The sequence below is a fragment of the Aeromonas sp. EU05-FHT14A05 genome, assembly GCF_058791175.1.
This window is the reverse complement of record NZ_JBYTDH010000004.1, coordinates 286612-306951: the sequence shown is the minus strand read 5'-3', so window position 1 is coordinate 306951 and position 20340 is coordinate 286612. Positions and strand designations below refer to the sequence as shown.

Sequence of the window (20340 nt, the reverse complement as noted above, 5' to 3'; positions counted from 1 at the left end):
ATGCCACCGCCTCGGGCAGGCACAAGTCCATATAGAAGAGGGGAGCCCATGGCTCCCCTCTTTCATTATCCAACCGGATCAACCCAGGACTCAGGCCTGCTTGCTCTTGGGCGGGTTGTCCCAGATCCCCTCTTCCAGCTGACTGCGCAGCTCGGGGTACTTGTTGGCATCGAAGGTGGGGACGCGACCCACCTTGAGCTGGTCGTTGTAGTCCTTGGCCAGCTTGATGGCGACACCGGAGAGCAGCAGTATGGCGATCAGGTTGACGATGGCCATCAGCCCCATGGAGACATCCGCCAGGGCCCACACGGTCGGCAGCTCGCCCACGGAGCCGAACATCACCATGCCCAGCACGAACATCCGGAACAGCATCAGGCCGCCCTTGTGGTTGTGCTCCAGGAACACCAGGTTGGTCTCGGCGTAGGAGTAGTTCGCCACTATGGAGGTGAAGGCGAAGAAGAAGATGGCCGCCGCGATGAAGATGTTGCCACCGCCACCGACCTGGGAGGAGAGCGCACGCTGGGTCAGCTCGACCCCGGTCACGCCGGAGCCCGGCTCGAACTGGCCTGACATCAGTATGATGGCGGCAGTACAGGTACAGATGACGATGGTGTCGAGGAAGACCCCCAGCATCTGCACATAGCCCTGGGACGCCGGGTGCGGCGGATAGGGGGTCGCGGTCGCGGCGGCGTTGGGGGCAGAGCCCATACCGGCTTCATTGGAGAAGAGACCGCGCTTGATGCCGTTGATCATCGCCTGGGAGATGGCGTAACCCATGGCGCCGGACCCCGCCTGCTCGATGCCGAAGGCAGACTTGATGATGAGGACAAAGACCCCGGGCAGCTCGCTGATGTTCATGGCCACCACGAACAGCGCCATCAATATGTAGGCCAGCGCCATGAAGGGCACCACCAGTTCGGCGAAGCGGGCGATGCCACGGATGCCGCCGAAGATGATGAGACCGGACAGCACCACCAGGGCAAGTCCGCTGACCCAGTCAGGGATGCCGAAGGCGACGTTCATGGCCAGGCTGATGGAGTTGGCCTGCACCGCATTGAACACCAGACCGAAGGCCAGCAGCAGACAGAGGGAGAAGACCACCCCCATCCAGCGCATGCCGAGGCCGCGTTCCATGTAGTAGGCGGGGCCGCCACGGTAGTTGCCGTCTTCGTCCTTGACCTTGTAGAGCTGGGCCAGGGTGCTTTCCACAAACGCCGTCGCCATGCCGATAAAGGCGATCAGCCACATCCAGAAGATGGCGCCCGGGCCACCCAGATAGATGGCGACGGCCACGCCGGCCAGGTTGCCGGTGCCCACACGGGCGGCCAGGCTGGTACACAGGGCCTGGAAGGAGGAGATGCCGGCACTGTCGGATTTGCGGCTATTGCGCAGTACCGAGAACATGTGGCCGAAGTGGCGGATCTGGATAAACCCCAGGCGGAAAGTAAAGAAGAGTCCGACCCCGATCAGCAGGTAAATGAGCACGGCTCCCCACATCAGGTCGTTAATCATTGCAATCAAGGTGTCCATAATTCTCTCGTTGTTATCACATCCATGGTCAGTCTGCGCTGACCGCTCTCTGTCAATTTCCGAATTAGCATTGCGCCGAAGGGGCGGAATCTAGCATAGGGAGGGGATTCAGAATAGTGATTAGGTTCACTGGAAAGACAAAAAACGAGCGATTTGATGCAAAAAAGCTTCATTTAGCACGCAAATAATCAACAAAACTTGATGTGCGCTGCTACAGTCGACAAACAAGACCCGAAAGGGGCTCGTTTGTCGATATGCCTATGGCTGCAAAAGCAGATGCCTTGACGGGCCGCGGGAAGACAAGCGTTTGCCTTTGATGTCGCCCAGCCAGGGGCTGATCGCGCCAAACGTTTTACACGTAATTAAATTTCAAGTAGCTGACAAGAGTATTTGTGTGACCTACTGCACAAATTGAAGAATCAACTAAAAAAGTTGCTTTTGTGCCGGCCGGCGGACGTTGCCAAAAGATAAGTAAAAGTCGTTTTTTATCAGACACTTTCCTCCTGTCACTCCCCCCCTTCCCGCCACCTGGATGATTCACGTACAAGGCTCCCTATTGCAGGAAGCGCCACATCCGTATTAATTAGGCAGGCAGTGGCGATGGGCCACCCCCATCGTGCTTTTCTGAGCCTGAGTCGCCGGGATTTTGTAATTTTATTTCAGAACGGCCGTCTCACGCCCGCAACCCCTGGGATTGCTCCCTCATATAGAGATGATATTTGCTATGGCCGATAAATTAACCCAGCTGAAAGCCCTGACCACGGTAGTTGCCGACACCGGCGACATCGAAGCCATCAAGCGCTACCAGCCCATCGATGCCACCACCAACCCCTCCCTGGTGTTGAAGGCATCCGAGATCCCCGAGTACGCGGCTCTGATCGAAGACGCCATCAACTGGGCCAAGTCCCAGAGCCAGGACAAGGCACAGCAAATCATCGACGCGGGCGACAAGCTGGCGGTCAACATAGGTCTGGAAATCCTGAAAATCGTCCCGGGCCGCATCTCCACCGAGGTGGATGCCCGTCTCTCCTTCGACACCGACGCCAGCATCGCCAAGGCACGCAAGCTGATCCGCCTCTACAACGAATCCGGCATCAGCAACGATCGCATCCTGATCAAGCTGGCCTCCACCTGGGAAGGGATCCGTGCAGCCGAAGTGCTGGAGAAAGAGGGCATCCAGTGCAACCTGACCCTGCTGTTCTCCTTCGCCCAGGCCCGTGCCTGTGCCGAAGCCGGCGCCTTCCTGATCTCCCCGTTCGTGGGCCGCATCCTCGACTGGTACAAGGCCAAGCACAACCGTGACTACACCGCGAGCGAAGATCCGGGCGTGGTCTCCGTCACCGCCATCTACGACTACTACAAGCAGCACGACTACCCGACCGTGGTGATGGGTGCGAGCTTCCGCAACACCGGCGAGATCCTGGAGCTGGCCGGCTGTGACCGCCTGACCATAGGCCCTGCCCTGCTGGAAGAGCTGAGCAAGACCGAAGGCGCCGTGGTTCGCAAGCTGGACTACACCGGCGAGCGCAAGGCCAAACCGACTCCGATGACCGAAGCGCAGTTCCGCTGGGAACTGAACCAGGACGCCATGGCTCACGAGAAGCTGGGCGAAGGCATCCGCATGTTCGCCATCGATCAGGGCAAGCTGGAAACCATGCTGGCCAGCCGCCTGTAAAAAGACGGCCTAAGCCATCTCGGCCAGCCCCTCCACAGGAGGGGTTGCGCCGATAAAACCGGGCTCCCGACAGGGCAGCCCGGTTTTTTTTATCCACCCTCCCGATTGTCACAACCTGGTCATAAAAACGTTTTATTTTCAAATGCGTCGTGTTATACGAATGGTGAAAACCATAAAACCAAGGAGGGAGCCATGGACATGTTCAACTTCGATTTTGACGAGGTCGTTGAGCTGGGTTCACGTAGCCGCGGGACAACGGGAAAGAAACGCAAATGGCGTGAGATAGAGGCGCTTAAAGACAAGCACCGCCTGCAGAAGGAGCTGCAAGCCATCGACATCGCCTATGAAGGTTCGGAAGAACTGGAGCTGTAGCGTCGCCGATGGCGGCACAGACCCGTCGACACAGTAAAACAAGACGCCCCGGCCAAGCCGGGGCGTCGTTTTTTGGTCCGCCTGCCATTTCAGGATGAGGGGGGCAGCGAGAGCTGCTTGGCCAGCGCCTGGAAGTGCTGGCTCACCTCGGCCCCGAACAGGGGATCATTGATGGCCCTGTTCTGCCAGAGCTGCTCCAGGTGGCGCCAGTCATCCTCGGTCAGGGAGTCACGCAGATGGGGGAAGATGACCCCTTCCTCGTAGTTCATGTGGGCCTCCTGCTGCTCGATGAACTGCTCCAGCTTGGCTGTGAACTGCTCAAGCGGAATGACGGCGTCCATCAGTATCATCTCCACCATCTCCTTGAGCTCGGTGCCGGCCACCAGCAGGCGGGCGTGCTCCTCATGCAGCCGGTTGGCGACCTCCCCCTCCACCACCCTGTACTTCAGGTAGTAGTCATAGATCATGTCTTCCTTGGGGTGATGGAACTTGTCGGAGACCTCCCGCAAGTAGTCCACCACGTCCCGGAGCAGGAAATAGCTCACCGGCTGCTCATTGCGGATGGCTGCCAGCTTGTGCTTGAGCAGCGTCAGCAGCCTGGCGATGTTGAGGTGGTCCTTATGGAGACTGGATAACATGAGCACTCCTTGCGCTGAATTGAAAAAGAGACTGTCTCGAGTATACGGTCATTTATTACCCGAACTTTGCACTCAATCAAATCAGTTGCAGACAATCCCCGCCCCGGCGGTGCAGACCAGCGGGCAGGCCTGCGTGCCCTGGGCGGGAAGACGGTCAGGCCGGCACGGGCTGGTCATGGCAGACCGAGAGCCAGTCGATGGGGCTCATCCCCTGCTGCACCAGCAGGCGGTTTGCCTCGGAGAAGTGGCCGCAGCCGATGAAGCCGCGGTGAGCGGACAATGGGCTGGGATGGGGAGCCGTCAGCACATGGTGACGCTGCCTGTCGATGAAGCGCCCCTTCTTCTGGGCATGGGCTCCCCACAGCAGGAAGACCACCCCCTGGCAGTGGGAGTTGATCCGCTCGATGACCCTGTCGGTGAAGGTCTCCCAGCCCAGGTGGGCATGGGAGTGGGCCATGCCCGCCTGCACCGTCAGCACCGTATTGAGCAGCAACACCCCCTGGGTGGCCCAGGACTCCAGATAACCGTGACCGGGTGTGACAAAACCCGGCAGATCCCGCTGCATCTCCTTGTAGATGTTGACCAGAGAGGGGGGAGTGCGCACCCCAGGCAGCACGGAGAAGCAGAGGCCGTGCGCCTGACTCGGCCCGTGATAGGGGTCTTGCCCCAGGATCACCACCTTGACGCTGTCCAGCTCGGTCAACTTGAAGGCATTGAACACCTCGGTGGCCGGGGGGTAGATCACCTTGCCCGCTTCCCGCTCCTCCCTGACGGTCGCCAGGGTTGCCTTGAAATAGTCCTGCTCTTTCTCAGAACCGATCACGTCCTTCCAGGTCAGCACGCCAGTCTCCTCTCTCTGTGAATCCACTGCCTCTGGCACCCCGATATCCTCGATGAATGCCGCAAGGGGCTCAGGATAGGGGGCCGGGCAGCAAGACGCAACCGCGACTCGGCTCAAGGAGATGGCCACACCTGCATCCCGGTGCCCTCTTTCCCCTGGCACCCTGGCTATCGAGATGACGGTCGATGGCCTCAGCCATCGGCGCCCTGGCGGCCGCGCCCCCGGCCATCCAGCGGCGCCCCCCCTGACCTGATAAAACGCCCAGCCCTGACCTTATAAAGAGAATAACGGCTAAAGGTGTAGTTAAATTACTAGATATACACAATAAAAAATGCATAATTCATATATCTTACGGAATCATAAAAATGATCTCTTTTTGATTAATCTCAATGAATTAATCCCTTTTCTCGCGCGCAAATCGCGCATTTATTGATTTGGATCAATTTTCGTATTATTACCATCGTGATATATATGACCCCAACGAAGTAAAGGTGTAAGGCAAGGCCCCGTTAAATCATCCCGTCACCAAGGTGGTTTAAAAACATCAGGGTAATGTGCTTACCGTTGAATCCGCTTTCCTATGAGGAGTCATACCATGATCAAGGGCATCCAAATCACCCAGTCCGCCAACGCCGCACTGCTGAACTCTTTCTGGCTGCTGGATGAAGAGAAGCAGCAGGCTCGCTGCATCTGCGCCAAGGGCGACAGCTTCGTCGCCGATCAGGAAGTCGCACTGTCCGATCTGGGCCAGTTCGAATACCGTGAACTGCCGGTCCAGACCGAACCCGTGGTCGAGGGTGGTCAACACCTGAACGTCAACGTGCTGCGCCGCGAGACCCTGGAAGACGCCATCGCCAATCCGGAGAAATACCCGCAGCTCACCATCCGCGTGTCCGGCTACGCAGTGCGTTTCAACGCCCTGACCCCGGAACAGCAGCGTGATGTGGTCACCCGCACCTTCACCCAGAGCCTGTAAGTCGCTCTGCGGTCATCTGCACCATGAAAAACGGCCCACTCGGGCCGTTTTTTTATGGGCAAGCCACTGTGCCTGCCCATCCTCACCTCGCAGACCGCGCCTGCCGGCTATCCGTGCTGGTCGACCTTCAGCCCCTTGACCGGGTTGGCGAGCACCTCGTTCATCTTCTGCTCGTCGAGCTGATCGCAGTAGCGCGCCACCACCAGGGTCGCCACACCGTTGCCGATGAGGTTGGTCAGGGCCCGCGCCTCGGACATGAAGCGATCTATCCCCAGGATCAGCGCCAGTCCGGCGAGCGGCAGGTGCCCCACCGCCGAGATGGTGGCCGCCAGCACGATGAAGCCGCTGCCGGTGACCCCGGCCGCCCCCTTGGAGGAGATGAGCAGCACCACCAGCAGGGTGAGCTGCTGGAACAGATCCAGCGGCGTATTGGTCGCCTGGGCGATGAAGACGGCCGCCATGGTCAGGTAGATGGAGGTGCCATCCAGGTTGAAGGAGTAACCGGTCGGGATCACCAGGCCCACCACCGACTTCTTGCAGCCGAGCGCCTCCATCTTCACCAGCATGCGCGGCAATACGGATTCGGAAGAGGAGGTGCCCAGCACGATCAGCAGCTCTTCCCGGATGTAGGAAATAAAGCGCACTATGCTGAAACCATTTGCCCTGGCAATGCTGCCCAGCACCATGAAGATGAATAGCAGACAGGTCACATAGAAGCAGGCAATTAACTGACCGAGCTGGACCAGGGAGCCGATACCATATTTTCCTATGGTAAACGCCATGGCACCAAAGGCGCCAACCGGTGCCAATTTCATGATCATGTTGATGATGCCGAAAATAACCTGGGAGAAGCTGTCTATCATATTGAAGACCAGTTTCCCCTTCTCGCCGATATGATGCAGGGAGAAGCCAAACAGCACCGCAAACAGCAACACCTGAAGAATGTTGCCGCTGGCAAAGGCGCCGATCACGCTGCCCGGGATCACGTCAAGCAGGAAGGCGATGATGCCCTGGGACTTGGCTTGCTCGGCATAGGCCGAGATGGTGCTGGCATCCAGCGTGGCGGGATCCACGTTCATGCCGACCCCGGGTTGCAGCAGGTTGACCACGCACAGCCCGATCACCAGGGCTATGGTGCTCACCACTTCAAAGTAGAGCAGCGCGATGGCACCGGTTTTCCCCACCGCTTTCATGCTCTCCATGCCGGCGATGCCGGTCACCACGGTGCAGAAAATAACGGGGGCAATGATCATCTTGATTAATTTCACGAAGCCATCACCCAGCGGCTTCATATCAGCCCCGAGGTCGGGATAGACATGTCCCAGAAATACCCCCAGGGTGATCGCAAGCAGCACCTGGAAATAAAGGCTGCTGAATACTTTCTTGTGCATGATTAACGTCCTGTTAATTAATTGACAGCTCATATGGCAGAAATAGGCATGCAGGGAGCCTTCACGAGAAAATATCCTTCTCTCGCCGGCGTCATGCTATTTCGTCATCGCAACGGCGCCACTTTCACACGTTATAAGAAGCAATTAAGAGACATTAATCACACAACATATTTAACATCATTAACACCACGGCAACCTTGATATATTTGGTCGGTGATGCATTTGGGAGCTCAATGAAAACATGTTGGATAAAAAAATGCCCCGCATGGCGGGGCATTTGGCATCACTCGACCGGCGTGCTGGATCAGACGGAGGTATCCAGGGGCTCGAAGCCCTTGATGAGATCGTCGATGGCCTTCATCTGCTTGAGGAAGCCTTCCAGCTTCTCCAGCGGCAGGGCGCTCGGGCCGTCGCAGCGGGCGACCTTGGGATCCGGGTGGGATTCGATAAAGAGACCCGCCAGACCGACTGCCATGCCGGCACGGGCCAGCTCGGTCACCTGCTCGCGGCGACCACCGGAGGCGGCCCCCAGCGGGTCGCGGCACTGCAGGGAGTGGGTCACGTCGAAGATGACGGGGTAGCCGCCGGTGCTCTTCTTCATTACGCCAAGGCCCAGCATGTCCACCACCAGGTTGTCGTAGCCGAAGCTGGCACCGCGCTCGCACAGGATCAGGCGATCGTTGCCGCACTCCTCGAACTTGTCGGTGATGTTCTTCATCTGGCTCGGGCTCAGGAACTGCGGCTTCTTGATGTTGATGACGTTGCCGGTGCGGGCCATGGCCTCCACCAGATCGGTCTGGCGTGCCAGGAAGGCGGGCAGCTGGATGACATCCACCACTTCCGCCACCGGCTTGGCTTGATGGGGCTCGTGCAGATCGGAGATGACCGGCATGCCGAAGGTCGCCTTGAGCTCCTGGAAGATCTTCATCCCCTCTTCCAGACCCGGGCCGCGGTAGGAGTGGATGGAGGAGCGGTTCGCCTTGTCCCAGCTCGCCTTGAACACGAATGGTATGCCCAGCTTGCTGGTCACTTCCACGTACTTCTCGCACACCGCCATCGCCATGTCGCGGGATTCCAGCACGTTCATGCCACCGAACAGCACGAAGGGCTTGTCGTTGGCGACGTCGATCGCGTTGATCTTGATATTCTTCTGTTCCATCTCAGCATCCTTAAGTGAAAGGGCTTCCCCAGAGGCCCTCAATGGAGGGGCTTGGGGCTAAGATCCAGGCTGGCCAGCTGGGTTTTCAGCACGTCGGCCACAGGATCGTCCGGGCATTGTTCAATAAAGTATTCAAAATCGTCGGCGGCGAAACGGGGGCAGTCGAGCTGCTCGTAGATGAAGCCCCTATCCCGCGTCTCCAGCGGATCGCCGGGCTTCATGCGCAGCAGCAGCTCGCTGGTGCGCAGCGCCTCGGCCATGCGCTCCTCTCGCAGCAGGGCCCCCTTGCTGACGTTGAGCAGGCGTTCGATGATCTCCCACTGTCCCGCAGGCTGCAAATGGTCATCGCTCAAGGTCGCCAGGTTGCCGAGGGCCCCGCGCAGCAGCAGCTCGATGCGGTGCAGGCTCAGCTCGTCCCCGTTGAAGGGGTCCACATAGACCTCCCCCTCCAGGCCGGCGAAGCTCACCAGGAAATGGCCCGGGAAGCAGATCCCCTCCACATCCAGGCCAATCTTGCGGCCCAGCTGGATGATGAGGATGCCAAGGCTCACCGGTATGCCCTTGCGCTGCACCAGCACCTGGTTCAGGTCGCAGTTGGCGGCAGAGAAGTAATCCTGCCAGTCGCCCCGAAACCCCAGGGTCTGGTAGAAGCCCTGCAACAGCTGACGGCGCACCTCGTCACAGTCCCCTTCGACTATGGCCTCGTCCAGCCAGCTATCGAGGCGGGCCAGCTCGGCCTCTCCCGCGCCGCCATGGCCCAGGATCTCGTCGCTCACAGACAGCGCCAGCTCGGCCAGGTCGTGGGCCTCGAAGTCGGTCCACTCATCCACACGTATCATCGTCGTCATCCCTAACCGAACAGGTTGGCCTGCTTTTGCACCGCCAGCTTGGCGATAAAGAAGATCCACCCCAGGGCGCCCAGGAAGGCAAACCAGCGGATGCTGTTGCTGCGCGCCAGGCGCAGCGCCATCATGCCGAGGAAGGCCACCGCCAGCACGGCGCTCAGCTTCTCGCTGAGCCAGGGGATCCCGTTGTTGAGGGGATTGAGATCCAGCACCATGCACAGCAGCACGCCGGAGAGCACCACCAGGCCATTGAGCCAGCCGCTGGCCTGCAGCACCCGGCCGTTACGGGCATGAATGGAGCCGGTTTGGGCCCAGTAAAAGCGCAGCATGAACATCAGCACGGCCCCGACAATCAGGGTGAGGTGCAGATGCTTGAGAGCAACATACATATGATTTCCTTGCACAGGGGCGGACAGTTCCGCCCGTCATCATCACGGCGCCAGACGACCCAGGGTCACCCGCTCGTTATCCCCATAATCCCGCACGGTTTCCACCTGGCAGTAGCCCTGTTGCAGCAGAAGCTGACGCACCGCGGCTCCCTGCTCCCAGCCGTGTTCCAGCAGGAGCCAGCCCCCCGGGCACAGATGGGCGGGGGCACCGGCGACTATCAGGCGAATGTCCGCCAGTCCCTGCTCGTCCGCCACCAGGGCGGAGCGCGGCTCGAAGCGCACGTCCCCCTCGTCGAGATGAGGATCAGCCCCGTCGATATAGGGCGGATTGGAGACGATCATCGCAAAACGCGGTGCATCCGCCAGGGGCGCAAACCAGCTGCCGTCCCGCACTGCGATGGGCAACCCCAGGGCGGCGCTGTTGGCGCGGGCCAGGGCGGCGGCGTCCGGCATCCGATCCACCGCCCATACATCGGCATCGGGCCGCTCTGACTTGAGCGCCAGCGCGATGGCGCCGGTGCCGGTGCCGAGATCCAGCAGGGCACAGGGGCCGGCCGGCAAGCGCGCCAGCGCCTGCTCTACCAGCACCTCGGTGTCCGGGCGCGGGATCAGGGTGGCCGGGCTCACCTTCAGCGGCAGGGACCAGAACTCCCGCTCGCCGATGAGGTGGGCTATGGGTTCACCGGCCAGCCGACGGTCAAGCCACCCTTGCAGGGTGGCCTGCTGGGCGGCATCGAGCTCGCGCTCCGGCCAGGTCATCAGGTAGCTGCGCCGGCAACCCAGCAGATGGCAGAGCAGCGCATCGGCGTCGGCACGGGGGGATTCCCCAAAAGCCAGGGTCGCCATGATGTGGGCACGAGCCTGCTGGATCTGCATGGGCATTAGTTGCTCTCGGCCAGGGAGGCGAGCTGATCCGCCTGGTATTCCTGCACCAGGGGCGTGATGACGCAATCCAGATCCCCTTCGAGGATCTCCCCCAGCCGATAGAGGGTGAGGTTGATGCGGTGCTCGGAGAGGCGACCCTGGGGGTAGTTGTAGGTGCGGATGCGCTCGGAGCGATCGCCGGAGCCCACCAGGTTGCGGCGGGTGCTCTGCTCGGCGGCACGGTGACGCTCGTCCTCGGCCGCCTGCAGGCGGGCCGAGAGCACCGACATCGCCTTGGCGCGGTTCTTGTGCTGGGAGCGCTCATCCTGGCACTCCACCACCAGCCCGGTGGGCAGGTGGGTGATGCGGATGGCGGAGTCGGTCTTGTTGACGTGCTGACCACCGGCCCCGGAGGCGCGGAAGGTGTCGATCTTCAGCTCTGAGGGGTTGATCTCGATCTGTTCGGCTTCCGGCACTTCCGGCAGCACGGCCACGGTACAGGCGGAGGTGTGCACCCGGCCCTGGGATTCGGTCTCGGGCACCCGTTGCACCCGGTGGCCGCCGGACTCGAACTTGAGGCGGCCGTAGACGTGCTCGCCGTCCACCTTGGCAATCACCTCCTTGTAGCCACCGTGCTCGCCGTCGTTGCAGCTGACGATGGAGACGCGCCAGCCCTGGCGCTCGGCGTAACGGGAGTACATGCGGAACAGATCCCCCGCGAAGATGGCCGCCTCGTCGCCACCGGCGCCGGCACGGATCTCGAGATAGCAGTTGTTGTCATCCTTGGGGTCGCGCGGCAGCAGCATCACCTGCAGCGCCTGCTCCTGCTCCTCGAAGGTCGCCTTGGCGAGCGGCAGCTCCTCCTGCGCCATTTCGCGCAGGTCGGCGTCGTCCTCTTCCAGCATCATCTTGGTGGTCTCGAGGTTCTCCTCGGCCTGACGGAAGCGCTGGAAGGCGTGCACTATGTCTTCGAGCTGGGCATATTCCCGGGTCAGGGCACGGTATCTGTCCTGATCCGAGGCGACCCCGGGCTCCCCGAGCAGGGCCTGTACTTCTTCGTGGCGCTCGATGAGGCCTTCCAGCTTTCTGATCAATGACGGGTTCATAAATCTTGTGTTCTCGATGGAGGAGGGGCAGCCGGCTGGCCACCCCCAAACTATGACTCTTGTGACAACCCCAGCACCTGGCGCAGCTGGGACAGCTTGTGGCTGTCCCCCTGGGCGGCGGCCTGGCGCAGGGCCTGGGTCGGTGCGTGGATCAACTTGTTGGTGAGGCGGTGGGCCAGGGCCTTGAGCGCCTGCTCGGCATTCTCGCCCTGTTGCAGGGCCAGCAGGGCACGCTGCAACTCTTCATCCGCCACCTGCTGGGCTTGGTGGCGGTAATCGCGAATGAGATCCACCGAGTGCTGGCTGCGATACCAGCCCATGAAGTCGTCGCGCTCTTCCTGCACGATGAGCTCCGCCTCGGCGGCCGCCCGCTTGCGGGTCTCGAGGTTCTGCTCGATGATGCCCTGCAGATCGTCCACCGTGTAGAGATAGGCGTCAGAGAGCTCGTCCACCTCGGCTTCGATGTCGCGGGGCACGGCGATGTCCACCAGGAACATGGGCCTGAAGCGGCGGGCCTTGAGGGCGCGCTCCACCATGCCCTTGCCGATGATGGGCAGGGGGCTGGCGGTGGAGCTGATGACGATGTCCGCCTCGTGCAGGTAGTCCGGGATCTCTTCGAGGGTCATCACCTGGGCGCCGAACTCCTCGGCCAGCAGCTGGGCCCGCTGCAGGGTGCGGTTCGCCACCATCATCTGGGTGACGCTCTGCTCGCGCAGATGCCGAGCGACGAGCTCTATGGTCTCGCCCGCCCCCACCAGCAGCACCTTGGTCTGGGAGAGATCGGAGAAGATGCGGCGGGCCAGGCTCACGGCGGCGAAGGCCACCGAGACCGCACTGGCGCCGATCTCGGTGTCGGTACGCACCCGTTTCGCCACCGAGAAGGATTTCTGGAACAGGCGCTCGAGGGAACCCTTCACCGCTTCCGCCTGCTGGGCGTGGGCGTAGGACTGCTTGATCTGCCCCAGGATCTGCGGCTCTCCCAGCACCAGGGAGTCGAGCCCGCAGGCCACCCGCATCAGGTGGCGCACCGCCTCCTCGTCCTGGTGGCGGTAGATGGCGGAGAGCACCTCGCTCGCCTCCAGCGCGTGGAACCGCTGCAGCCAGCTCAGCACCTGCTCCCCCTGCCCTTGCTCCAGACTGCAGTACAGCTCGGTGCGATTGCAGGTGGAGACGATCACCGCCTCGCTGACGCCGGGCTGCTCCACCAGCTCACGCAAGGCGCGATCGATGCAGTCCGGGCCAAATGCGACCCGTTCCCGCAAGGCGACACTGGCGGTGTTGTGGTTGATTCCGAGGGCAAGCAGACTCATGGGTGGGTGATGATCGTTTCGTGCACAGGGTATGAAGGCCGACAATTGTACGAGAAAGGGTAAGTCTTTAAAAGCAATACGGCCGCCCCTTATACTGTGGCAAATCTCTTATCCGGAGCACGACCTTGTTGTTGCGTATCTTCTCCCTCGCCTGCCTGCTGGTACTGGCCGGCTGTACCACCACTCAACCCCAGCGAGATCAGGTCAACTGGCAGCAGGAACGGGCCCGTCTCGAGCAGCTGACCCACTGGGAGCTGTCGGGCAAGATGGCCATCATCACGGCGCGCCAGAAGGGCAGCGCCCGCCTCAACTGGCAGCAGAACGGCGATGACTATCGCCTCAACCTCACCAGCCTGATCGGCACCCATATCCTGGAACTCTCCCGCAGCAAGGGGGAGATCACCCTGACCGACAACGAGGGCAAGGTGCATCAGAGCCAGGATGCCGAGGCCCTCGTCTATCAACTCACCGGCTGGAATATTCCGGTCGCCGGGTTGCCAGAGTGGATCAAGGGGCTGCCGGGCCAGGCCGAATTCGAGCTCAACCCCGACGCCAGCCTGGCCTCGGTGCGCGACGGCCAGTGGCAGATCGTCTATGGGGACTACCGGGATCAGGACAACTACCGGCTGCCGCACCTGCTGACCATGACGGGCCAGGGCAGCCGCCTCAAGTTGCAGATCAACCAATGGACCCTGGCGCCATGATGCAGGATACCATCCGGCAGGCGCCGATCCGCTGGCCGGCACCGGCCAAGCTCAATCTGTTCCTGCACGTCAACGGCCGCCGTCCCGACGGCTATCACGAGCTGCAGACCCTGTTCATCTTCCTCAATCACGGCGACTGGCTGGAATTCGAGCCGCTCGCCGATACTGACCTGCTCACCCTGAGCCCGGCCATCCCCGGGGTGCCGGATGAACAGAACCTCATCATCCGGGCCGCCCGCCTGTTGCAGGCCAGGCTGCCAAGCCCGATGGGGGCCCATATCCGGCTGGAGAAGGTGTTGCCCATGGGGGGCGGTATCGGCGGCGGCTCGTCTGACGCCGCCACCACGCTGGTGGCGCTGAATCATCTCTGGCAGGCGGGGCTCGGCGAAGAGGAGCTGGCACAGCTCGGCGTGCAGCTGGGGGCCGACGTGCCTGTGTTCGTGCGCGGCCGGGCCGCGTTTGCAGAAGGGGTCGGCGAGAAGCTGCAACCGGTGGAGCTGCCGAGCGCCTGGTATCTGGTGCTCAAGCCCGATTGCCATGTGGCAACGGCGGCGGTGTTTCAGGATCCCGAGCTGCCCCGCGACACCCCCAGGATGACATTGCACAACCTGCTGGAAGGGGTGTGGAAAAACGATTGCGAATTGCTGGTGAAAAAGCGCCACCCCGAGGTTGCCAATGCGCTCGGCTGGTTGCTAGAATACGCGCCGTCAAGAATGACGGGCACTGGCGCCTGCGTCTTTGCTCAATTTGAAGACGAAGTGGCTGCTCGGAAGGTGTTGGCAAGGGTGCCGGAAGGCTGGGATGGGTTTGTCGCCAAGGGCGAGAACATATCACCACTCTTCGTCACTTTGCAACAAGTCAGTGATTGGGGTATCGCCAAGCGGTAAGGCAGCGGGTTTTGATCTCGCCATTCCTAGGTTCGAATCCTAGTACCCCAGCCAATCTGACATAATGGCGCCTGAGGTGGTGGCTCTGCCGTCCACCCGGGTAATCCGGCGCCACCATGAACTTCCAGAGACCTTGTCCGTTATCTTGATAAATCGTTTGCCCCCAAACGATACGGGTCTGAATCAGACTCCCCACATACTGGATGCAACCCCGAGGTTTCAAACCGTGCCTGACATGAAGCTGTTTGCTGGTAACGCAACGCCGGAACTAGCCCAGAAGATCGCAGATCGCCTGTTTATCAAACTCGGCAATGCTGCCGTAGGTCGCTTTAGCGACGGCGAGATCAGCGTACAGATCAATGAGAATGTACGCGGTGGCGATATCTTCATCATTCAATCCACCTGTGCCCCGACCAACGACAATTTGATGGAATTGATCGTCATGGTGGATGCACTGCGTCGTGCTTCAGCTGGCCGTATCACTGCCGTTATTCCCTACTTTGGTTATGCCCGTCAGGACCGCCGCGTCCGCTCCGCCCGTGTGCCCATCACCGCCAAGGTCGTCGCCGACTTCCTCTCCAGCGTGGGTGTGGATCGCGTGCTGACCGTTGACCTGCATGCCGAGCAAATCCAGGGCTTCTTCGATGTCCCCGTAGACAACGTGTTCGGCAGCCCTGTGCTGCTGGAAGACATGAAGTCCAAGAACCTCGAATCCCCCGTGGTCGTTTCGCCGGACATCGGCGGCGTGGTCCGTGCCCGTGCCATCGCCAAGCTGCTGGACGACACCGACATCGCCATCATCGACAAGCGTCGTCCCCGTCCGAACGTCTCCCAGGTCATGCACCTGATCGGTGACGTGGCTGGCCGTGACTGCGTCATCGTCGACGACATGATCGATACCGGCGGCACCCTGTGCAAGGCCGCAGAAGCGCTGAAAGAGCGCGGTGCCAAGCGCGTGTTCGCCTATGCGACCCACCCGGTCTTCTCCGGCACCGCAGTGGAGAACATCAAGAACTCGGTCATCGACGAGCTGATCATCACCGACTCCATCCCGCTCACCGCGGAGATGAAAGCCGTCGGCAAGGTCAAGCAGCTGACCCTCTCCTCCGTGCTGGCCGAGGCCATCCGTCGTATCAGCAACGAAGAGTCCATCTCTGCCATGTTTGAGCATTGATAGACCCCGTTGTGACAAAAACCGCCAACTGGCGGTTTTTGTTTTTTCAAGCCTGGTCAATGTAATGCCCTGCCCCCGCAGGTAAAGGATGTCCCCATGAAGTGCTTGCGTCTCCTCACTCTCCTCCCGCTGTGCGCCCTGCTCTCTGCCTGCCTGACCGGCCAGCAGGATCCGCCCTTCACCCTGACCCTGGCACACATGAACGACACCCACTCCCAGTTCGACCCGGTCAATGCCGAGCTGAAGGGGCCCCTCTTCGGCAAACAGGGGAAAACCGACACCCTCTACACCCGCCTCGGCGGTTATCCGCGCCTGCTCACCATGACGAAAGCCTTCCAGGCCGAGGCGCTCGCCAAGAACCAGCCGATACTGCTGCTGCACGGCGGCGATGCCTGGCAGGGCAGCGGCTACTTCAAGCTCAACGAGGGGATGGCCAATGCCGAGCTGCTGAGCCAGTTCGGCCTGGATGCCATGGCCCTTGGCAACCACGAGTTCGATCTCGACAACCAGAAGCTGGCCCGCTTCATCCAGGGGGTGAACTTCCCGGTGCTGGCCGCCAATCTGGACAGCCGCGACGATCCGGATCTGAGCCAGGCCAGCAACCTCAAGCCCTTCGTGGTCTATGCCTTCGATGGCAACCAGAAGAGCCCGGTCACCGATCTCGACCATCTGCCCGCAGACAAGCAGCTGGTCGCCGTCGTCGGGCTGGTGCTGGAGGACATGGCCAACATCTCCCCCAACGTCGGCAAGCTGCGCTTTGCCAAGGAGGTGACCTCGGCCCAGGCCACGGTCGACCTGCTGCAGGCCAGAGGGATCAACCGGATCGTCGCCCTCACCCACATCGGCAACGCCCGGGATCTGGCGCTGGCGGCCAAGGTGAATGGCATCGATGCCATCGTCGGCGGCCACTCCCACAGCCTGCTCGGTGATTTTCGCAACATCGGCTGGGGCAAGACGGGGGAATATGCGGCGCTGGTCACCAATCCGGACGGCGTCGGCCTGACCTGCGTGGTGCAGGCGGGATCCTACGCCCAGGCCATCGGTCTTGCCCGGGTCAGCTTCGATGCCCAGGGCCGGGTCATCGCCTGCAAGGGTCAGAACCAGCTGCTGGCCAGCCGCGACTTCTTCGCCGATCCGGCCCGCCAGCAGACGCTGGACAAGACCCGCAGCCAGCAGGCCGGCAAGTTCATCGACGCCCAGCCCAACCTGGTGACGGTGGATGAGGATCCGCGCCTGCGCGGCATCATCGACAGCCACTACAAACCGGCGCTGGAGCAGGCCTACGGCCCCGTCATCGGCACCCTTCCCGAGCCGTTGCAAAATGCCCGCCGCCCTGGCGACAACGGCAGTGACCACCACGGCTCCGACGCCGCGCCCCTGGTGGCGGAAGGCCAATACTTTTGGGCCAACACCCCGCAGGTGCAGGCCCTGACTGGCGGCCCGGTCGACTTCGCCCTGCTGGCGGTGGGGGGCGTGCGTGCCGACTTGCCCGCCGGTGAACTGCGTGAAGGGGAGGCGGCCCTCAGCCTGCTGCCGTTCAAGAACCCGCTCACCGTGCTGACCCTCTCCGGCGCCGAGGTGCGGGCTCTGCTGACCGAGACCATCACCGCCACCCTGCCCGCCAGCGCTCATGCGGGCAAGTTCCCCTATGGCGGCCACCTGCGTTACAGCTTCCAGGAGACCGACGCAGGCAAGGCGGGCCAGCTGACCCGCCTGCAGTGGAAAACGGCCGAGGGTCAGTGGCAGGATCTGGTGGATACAAAGCGCTACCGGGTGGTGACCAACGCCTACAGCGCCAACGGCAACGACGGCTGGCAGGCCCTGGCACGGGCCCAGCGCCACAGTCCAGAGAATCAGAATGCCGAGCGGGTGGATCTCGCCTGGGTCGCGGGCCAGCTGACCGCCTTCCCGGTGCTGGCAGTGGCACAGCGTGGCGAACAGCTCAGCGCCGTCTATGGGCCGGGCAAGGCCCTCGACTGCAAGGCGGCCAAGGTGGATTGCGGCACAGACGCAGCCTCGTTCGTGGACTATGTGCGTCATGCCCGCCCCCTGGTGACCGCCCTGGATGAAGAGACGGTGACCCTGCTGCGTGCCGGTCAAGCCGACGCCCCTTGAGCCGCTGCGTCAGAAACGGGCCTGACCAGGCCCGTTTTGGCGATCGTTGGCACCCGGTTCCCGGGTTATTCCCCCCGCTCGCCGAGCTTTGGTTGAGTGATCGCCACTCGGCGGCTAGAATATTGCGTCCCATTGCCCCGGGCCATCCGCTCATGGCAAGTAGCGAGTGAAGACATCAAGCGTGACCCATCAAATCAAACTGATTGTCGGGCTGGGTAATCCCGGCCCCGAATATGCCAAGACCCGCCACAACGCGGGGGCCTGGTATGTGGAGCAGCTAGCCCGCTGGCACAATGTCAGCCTGCGCGAAGAGCCCAAGTTCTTCGGCCACACCGCCCGCTTCCTGGTGGAGGGGCAGGATGTGCGGCTGCTCATCCCGAACACCTACATGAACCTCTCCGGCAAGGCGGTGGCGGCCCTGGCCCGCTTCTACCAGATAGTCCCGGAGGAGATACTGGTGGCCCACGACGAACTGGACCTGCCCCCTGGCATCGCCAAGTTCAAGCAGGGCGGCGGTCACGGCGGCCACAATGGCCTGAAAGACATCATCGCCAGGATGGGCAACAACAATAACTTCTTCCGGCTGCGCCTCGGGATAGGTCATCCCGGTGCCAAGGAGCTGGTCGCCGGTTTCGTGCTGACCAAGGCGCCCAGCAGTGAACAGAGCCTGATCGAGGCCGCACTGGATGAGTCTTTGCGCGCCACCGACATCCTGTTCAAGCAGGACATGACCAAGGCAATGAACCGGCTGCATAGCTTCAAGGCCGAGAAAGTCTGAATACAGATGCCTGATATGAGTCAGGCTCGCACAATATGACAGGGCTGCCCGCGTGGCCCCCTCACAGCATCCATCACGTAAGGTAACAATTCATGGGTTTTAAATGCGGTATCGTGGGCCTGCCCAATGTAGGCAAATCCACCCTGTTCAATGCGCTGACCAAGGCCGGCATCGAAGCCGCCAACTTCCCGTTCTGCACCATTGAGCCGAACACGGGTGTGGTCCCCATGCCGGATCCCCGCCTCGACCAGCTGGCGGCCATCATCAACCCCCAGCGCGTGGTGCCGACCACCATGGAGTTCGTGGACATCGCCGGTCTGGTGGCGGGCGCCTCCAAGGGCGAGGGTCTGGGCAACCAGTTCCTGGCCAACATCCGCGAGACCGAAGCCATAGGTCACGTGGTGCGCTGCTTCGAGGACGAGAACATCATCCACGTGGCGGGCAAGGTCTCCCCGGCCGATGACATCGAGGTGATCAATACCGAATTGGCCCTGTCGGATCTGGACGCCTGCGAGCGCGCCATCCACCGTCAGTCCAAGCGCGCCAAGGGCGGCGACAAGGATGCCAAGCTGGAAGTGGAGACCCTGGAAAAGATTCGGGTTGCCCTGGAAAACGGCCAGATGATCCGCGGCATGAAGCTGGACAAGGAAGAGCTGGCGGCCGTTGCCCACCTCAACTTCCTGACCCTGAAACCCACCATGTACATCGCCAACGTGGCGGAAGATGGCTTCGACAACAATCCCTTCCTCGACAAGGTGCGTGAAATCGCCGCCGCCGAGAACGCCGTTGTGGTGGTGGTCTGCTGCGCCATCGAGGCGGACATCGCCGAGCTGGACGACGCCGACCGCGCCGAGTTCATGGCCGATCTGGGGATCGAAGAGCCGGGCCTGAACCGGGTGATCCGCTCAGGTTACGAGCTGCTGAACCTGCAGACCTACTTCACCGCCGGGGTGAAGGAAGTGCGCGCCTGGACCATTCCGGTCGGCGCCACCGCCCCGCAGGCGGCGGGCAAGATCCACACCGACTTTGAAAAAGGCTTTATTCGCGCCCAGACCATCGCCTTCGACGACTTTATCACCTACAAGGGTGAGCAAGGCGCCAAGGAAGCGGGCAAGATGCGCGCCGAAGGGAAAGACTACATCGTCAAGGATGGCGATATCATGAACTTCCTGTTCAACGTCTAACCCCATGAGAGGCCAGCATTTGCTGGCCTCTTTGTTATGGGCACAGGTTGCGGATCTGCTGCCAAATGTCGCAAAAAAAACCAGATTGTTGGGCTTTTGCGCGACAGCGTCCAATAACTCGCCAAACGCACCCAAATTCGGTTTTTCTGGCAAAAAAAGGGTTGACGCCCCAGAGCCAGATACGCATAATTCCGGCCGCACAGTGACGAGGCAACGACTCACTGGAAGCACGGTTGGCTATGTAGCTCAGTTGGTTAGAGCATCGCACTCATAATGCGAGGGTCACAGGTTCGAATCCCGTCATAGCCACCATTAATCATTCAGTTGGGGTATCGCCAAGCGGTAAGGCAGCGGGTTTTGATCTCGCCATCCCTAGGTTCGAATCCTAGTACCCCAGCCATT

At 61.4% G+C, this 20340-nt stretch carries 19 protein-coding genes and 3 tRNA genes; 12 read left to right on the top strand and 10 right to left on the bottom strand.

The genetic code is table 11. The features are described from left to right. Window positions 1–90: 90 nt before the first annotated feature. On the bottom strand, window positions 91–1530 hold the full coding sequence (locus AC3WR3_RS08605; protein ID WP_139435616.1) for an alanine/glycine:cation symporter family protein: 1440 nt from the start codon (window positions 1528–1530) through the stop codon (window positions 91–93). Window positions 1531–2254: 724 nt separating this feature from the next. On the opposite strand from AC3WR3_RS08605, the gene tal reads away from it, so the two are divergent. Together tal and AC3WR3_RS08595 are read left to right on the top strand one after the other, a co-directional pair. Beyond that, entirely contained in the window at window positions 2255–3205 is a 951-nt protein-coding gene (gene tal, locus AC3WR3_RS08600) for a transaldolase (protein WP_492291641.1), read from the top strand. A gap of 192 nt (window positions 3206–3397) precedes the next feature. Next, window positions 3398–3577, top strand: coding sequence for a DUF3545 family protein (locus AC3WR3_RS08595; protein ID WP_025326190.1), 180 nt, complete (start codon window positions 3398–3400; stop codon window positions 3575–3577). Between the two features lie 89 nt (window positions 3578–3666). Here AC3WR3_RS08595 and AC3WR3_RS08590 read toward each other — a convergent pair whose 3' ends face one another. Continuing rightward, window positions 3667–4215, bottom strand: a complete 549-nt coding sequence (locus tag AC3WR3_RS08590; protein WP_202046443.1) for a hemerythrin domain-containing protein — start codon at window positions 4213–4215, stop codon at window positions 3667–3669. Window positions 4216–4369: 154 nt separating this feature from the next. Beyond that, window positions 4370–5056, bottom strand: a complete 687-nt coding sequence (ung, locus tag AC3WR3_RS08585) for a uracil-DNA glycosylase (RefSeq protein WP_202046444.1) — start codon at window positions 5054–5056, stop codon at window positions 4370–4372. Window positions 5057–5651: 595 nt separating this feature from the next. On the opposite strand from ung, the gene grcA reads away from it, so the two are divergent. Further along, the gene (grcA, locus tag AC3WR3_RS08580; protein ID WP_025326187.1) at window positions 5652–6032 is read left to right on the top strand and encodes an autonomous glycyl radical cofactor GrcA; all 381 of its coding nucleotides are present in this window, start codon (window positions 5652–5654) and stop codon (window positions 6030–6032) included. Between the two features lie 107 nt (window positions 6033–6139). Here the strand turns inward: grcA and AC3WR3_RS08575 are convergent, their stop codons facing one another. The 7 genes from AC3WR3_RS08575 to hemA form a co-directional block, all read right to left on the bottom strand. Next, window positions 6140–7423: a dicarboxylate/amino acid:cation symporter gene (locus AC3WR3_RS08575; RefSeq protein WP_404837995.1), complete on the bottom strand. Its 1284-nt coding sequence runs from the start codon at window positions 7421–7423 to the stop codon at window positions 6140–6142. A 304-nt stretch (window positions 7424–7727) separates the two neighbouring features. Then, window positions 7728–8582, bottom strand: a complete 855-nt coding sequence (gene kdsA / locus AC3WR3_RS08570) for a 3-deoxy-8-phosphooctulonate synthase (RefSeq protein WP_202046446.1) — start codon at window positions 8580–8582, stop codon at window positions 7728–7730. Window positions 8583–8620: 38 nt separating this feature from the next. Next, a complete protein-coding gene (locus AC3WR3_RS08565) occupies window positions 8621–9421 on the bottom strand; it encodes a SirB1 family protein (protein ID WP_139435629.1) in 801 nt (266 codons plus the stop codon). Window positions 9422–9432: 11 nt separating this feature from the next. After that, complete coding sequence (locus tag AC3WR3_RS08560; protein WP_139435631.1) at window positions 9433–9816, bottom strand: SirB2 family protein; 384 nt, start codon at window positions 9814–9816, stop codon at window positions 9433–9435. 42 nt (window positions 9817–9858) lie between these two features. Next, entirely contained in the window at window positions 9859–10692 is an 834-nt protein-coding gene (gene prmC, locus AC3WR3_RS08555) for a peptide chain release factor N(5)-glutamine methyltransferase (protein ID WP_342059717.1), read from the bottom strand. A 5-nt stretch (window positions 10693–10697) separates the two neighbouring features. Beyond that, entirely contained in the window at window positions 10698–11786 is a 1089-nt protein-coding gene (gene prfA, locus AC3WR3_RS08550; protein WP_041205238.1) for a peptide chain release factor 1, read from the bottom strand. 50 nt (window positions 11787–11836) lie between these two features. Next, window positions 11837–13096, bottom strand: coding sequence for a glutamyl-tRNA reductase (gene hemA, locus AC3WR3_RS08545; protein ID WP_139435633.1), 1260 nt, complete (start codon window positions 13094–13096; stop codon window positions 11837–11839). 125 nt (window positions 13097–13221) lie between these two features. On the opposite strand from hemA, the gene lolB reads away from it, so the two are divergent. From lolB to AC3WR3_RS08500, 9 genes are all read left to right on the top strand, one after another. Continuing rightward, window positions 13222–13800, top strand: coding sequence for a lipoprotein insertase outer membrane protein LolB (lolB, locus tag AC3WR3_RS08540; protein ID WP_162519166.1), 579 nt, complete (start codon window positions 13222–13224; stop codon window positions 13798–13800). Next, on the top strand, window positions 13797–14687 hold the full coding sequence (gene ispE / locus AC3WR3_RS08535; RefSeq protein ID WP_265435831.1) for a 4-(cytidine 5'-diphospho)-2-C-methyl-D-erythritol kinase: 891 nt from the start codon (window positions 13797–13799) through the stop codon (window positions 14685–14687). Before lolB ends, ispE begins: the two co-directional genes overlap by 4 nt. After that, window positions 14667–14741 (top strand) — tRNA-Gln (locus AC3WR3_RS08530). Before ispE ends, AC3WR3_RS08530 begins: the two co-directional genes overlap by 21 nt. 172 nt (window positions 14742–14913) lie before the next feature. Further along, window positions 14914–15861, top strand: a complete 948-nt coding sequence (locus AC3WR3_RS08525) for a ribose-phosphate pyrophosphokinase (RefSeq protein ID WP_139435637.1) — start codon at window positions 14914–14916, stop codon at window positions 15859–15861. Window positions 15862–15957: 96 nt separating this feature from the next. Beyond that, a complete protein-coding gene (locus tag AC3WR3_RS08520; protein WP_492291640.1) occupies window positions 15958–17976 on the top strand; it encodes a bifunctional metallophosphatase/5'-nucleotidase in 2019 nt (672 codons plus the stop codon). Between the two features lie 181 nt (window positions 17977–18157). Continuing rightward, window positions 18158–18754: an aminoacyl-tRNA hydrolase gene (pth, locus tag AC3WR3_RS08515; protein ID WP_005330168.1), complete on the top strand. Its 597-nt coding sequence runs from the start codon at window positions 18158–18160 to the stop codon at window positions 18752–18754. A 92-nt stretch (window positions 18755–18846) separates the two neighbouring features. Next, the gene (gene ychF / locus AC3WR3_RS08510; protein ID WP_005330171.1) at window positions 18847–19938 is read left to right on the top strand and encodes a redox-regulated ATPase YchF; all 1092 of its coding nucleotides are present in this window, start codon (window positions 18847–18849) and stop codon (window positions 19936–19938) included. Window positions 19939–20173: 235 nt separating this feature from the next. After that, a tRNA-Met gene (locus AC3WR3_RS08505) sits at window positions 20174–20250 on the top strand. 13 nt (window positions 20251–20263) lie between these two features. After that, window positions 20264–20338, top strand: a tRNA-Gln gene (locus AC3WR3_RS08500). Window positions 20339–20340: the final 2 nt, after the last annotated feature.

Coding starts and splice junctions, on each gene's coding strand:
- AC3WR3_RS08605 (WP_139435616.1), bottom strand. CDS start 1,530: ATGGACACCTTGATTGCAATGATTAACGACCTGATGTGGGGAGCCGTG.
- tal (WP_492291641.1), top strand. CDS start 2,255: ATGGCCGATAAATTAACCCAGCTGAAAGCCCTGACCACGGTAGTTGCC.
- AC3WR3_RS08595 (WP_025326190.1), top strand. CDS start 3,398: ATGGACATGTTCAACTTCGATTTTGACGAGGTCGTTGAGCTGGGTTCA.
- AC3WR3_RS08590 (WP_202046443.1), bottom strand. CDS start 4,215: ATGTTATCCAGTCTCCATAAGGACCACCTCAACATCGCCAGGCTGCTG.
- grcA (WP_025326187.1), top strand. CDS start 5,652: ATGATCAAGGGCATCCAAATCACCCAGTCCGCCAACGCCGCACTGCTG.
- AC3WR3_RS08575 (WP_404837995.1), bottom strand. CDS start 7,423: ATGCACAAGAAAGTATTCAGCAGCCTTTATTTCCAGGTGCTGCTTGCG.
- kdsA (WP_202046446.1), bottom strand. CDS start 8,582: ATGGAACAGAAGAATATCAAGATCAACGCGATCGACGTCGCCAACGAC.
- AC3WR3_RS08565 (WP_139435629.1), bottom strand. CDS start 9,421: ATGATACGTGTGGATGAGTGGACCGACTTCGAGGCCCACGACCTGGCC.
- AC3WR3_RS08560 (WP_139435631.1), bottom strand. CDS start 9,816: ATGTATGTTGCTCTCAAGCATCTGCACCTCACCCTGATTGTCGGGGCC.
- prmC (WP_342059717.1), bottom strand. CDS start 10,692: ATGCAGATCCAGCAGGCTCGTGCCCACATCATGGCGACCCTGGCTTTT.
- prfA (WP_041205238.1), bottom strand. CDS start 11,786: ATGAACCCGTCATTGATCAGAAAGCTGGAAGGCCTCATCGAGCGCCAC.
- hemA (WP_139435633.1), bottom strand. CDS start 13,096: ATGAGTCTGCTTGCCCTCGGAATCAACCACAACACCGCCAGTGTCGCC.
- ispE (WP_265435831.1), top strand. CDS start 13,797: ATGATGCAGGATACCATCCGGCAGGCGCCGATCCGCTGGCCGGCACCG.
- AC3WR3_RS08520 (WP_492291640.1), top strand. CDS start 15,958: ATGAAGTGCTTGCGTCTCCTCACTCTCCTCCCGCTGTGCGCCCTGCTC.
- ychF (WP_005330171.1), top strand. CDS start 18,847: ATGGGTTTTAAATGCGGTATCGTGGGCCTGCCCAATGTAGGCAAATCC.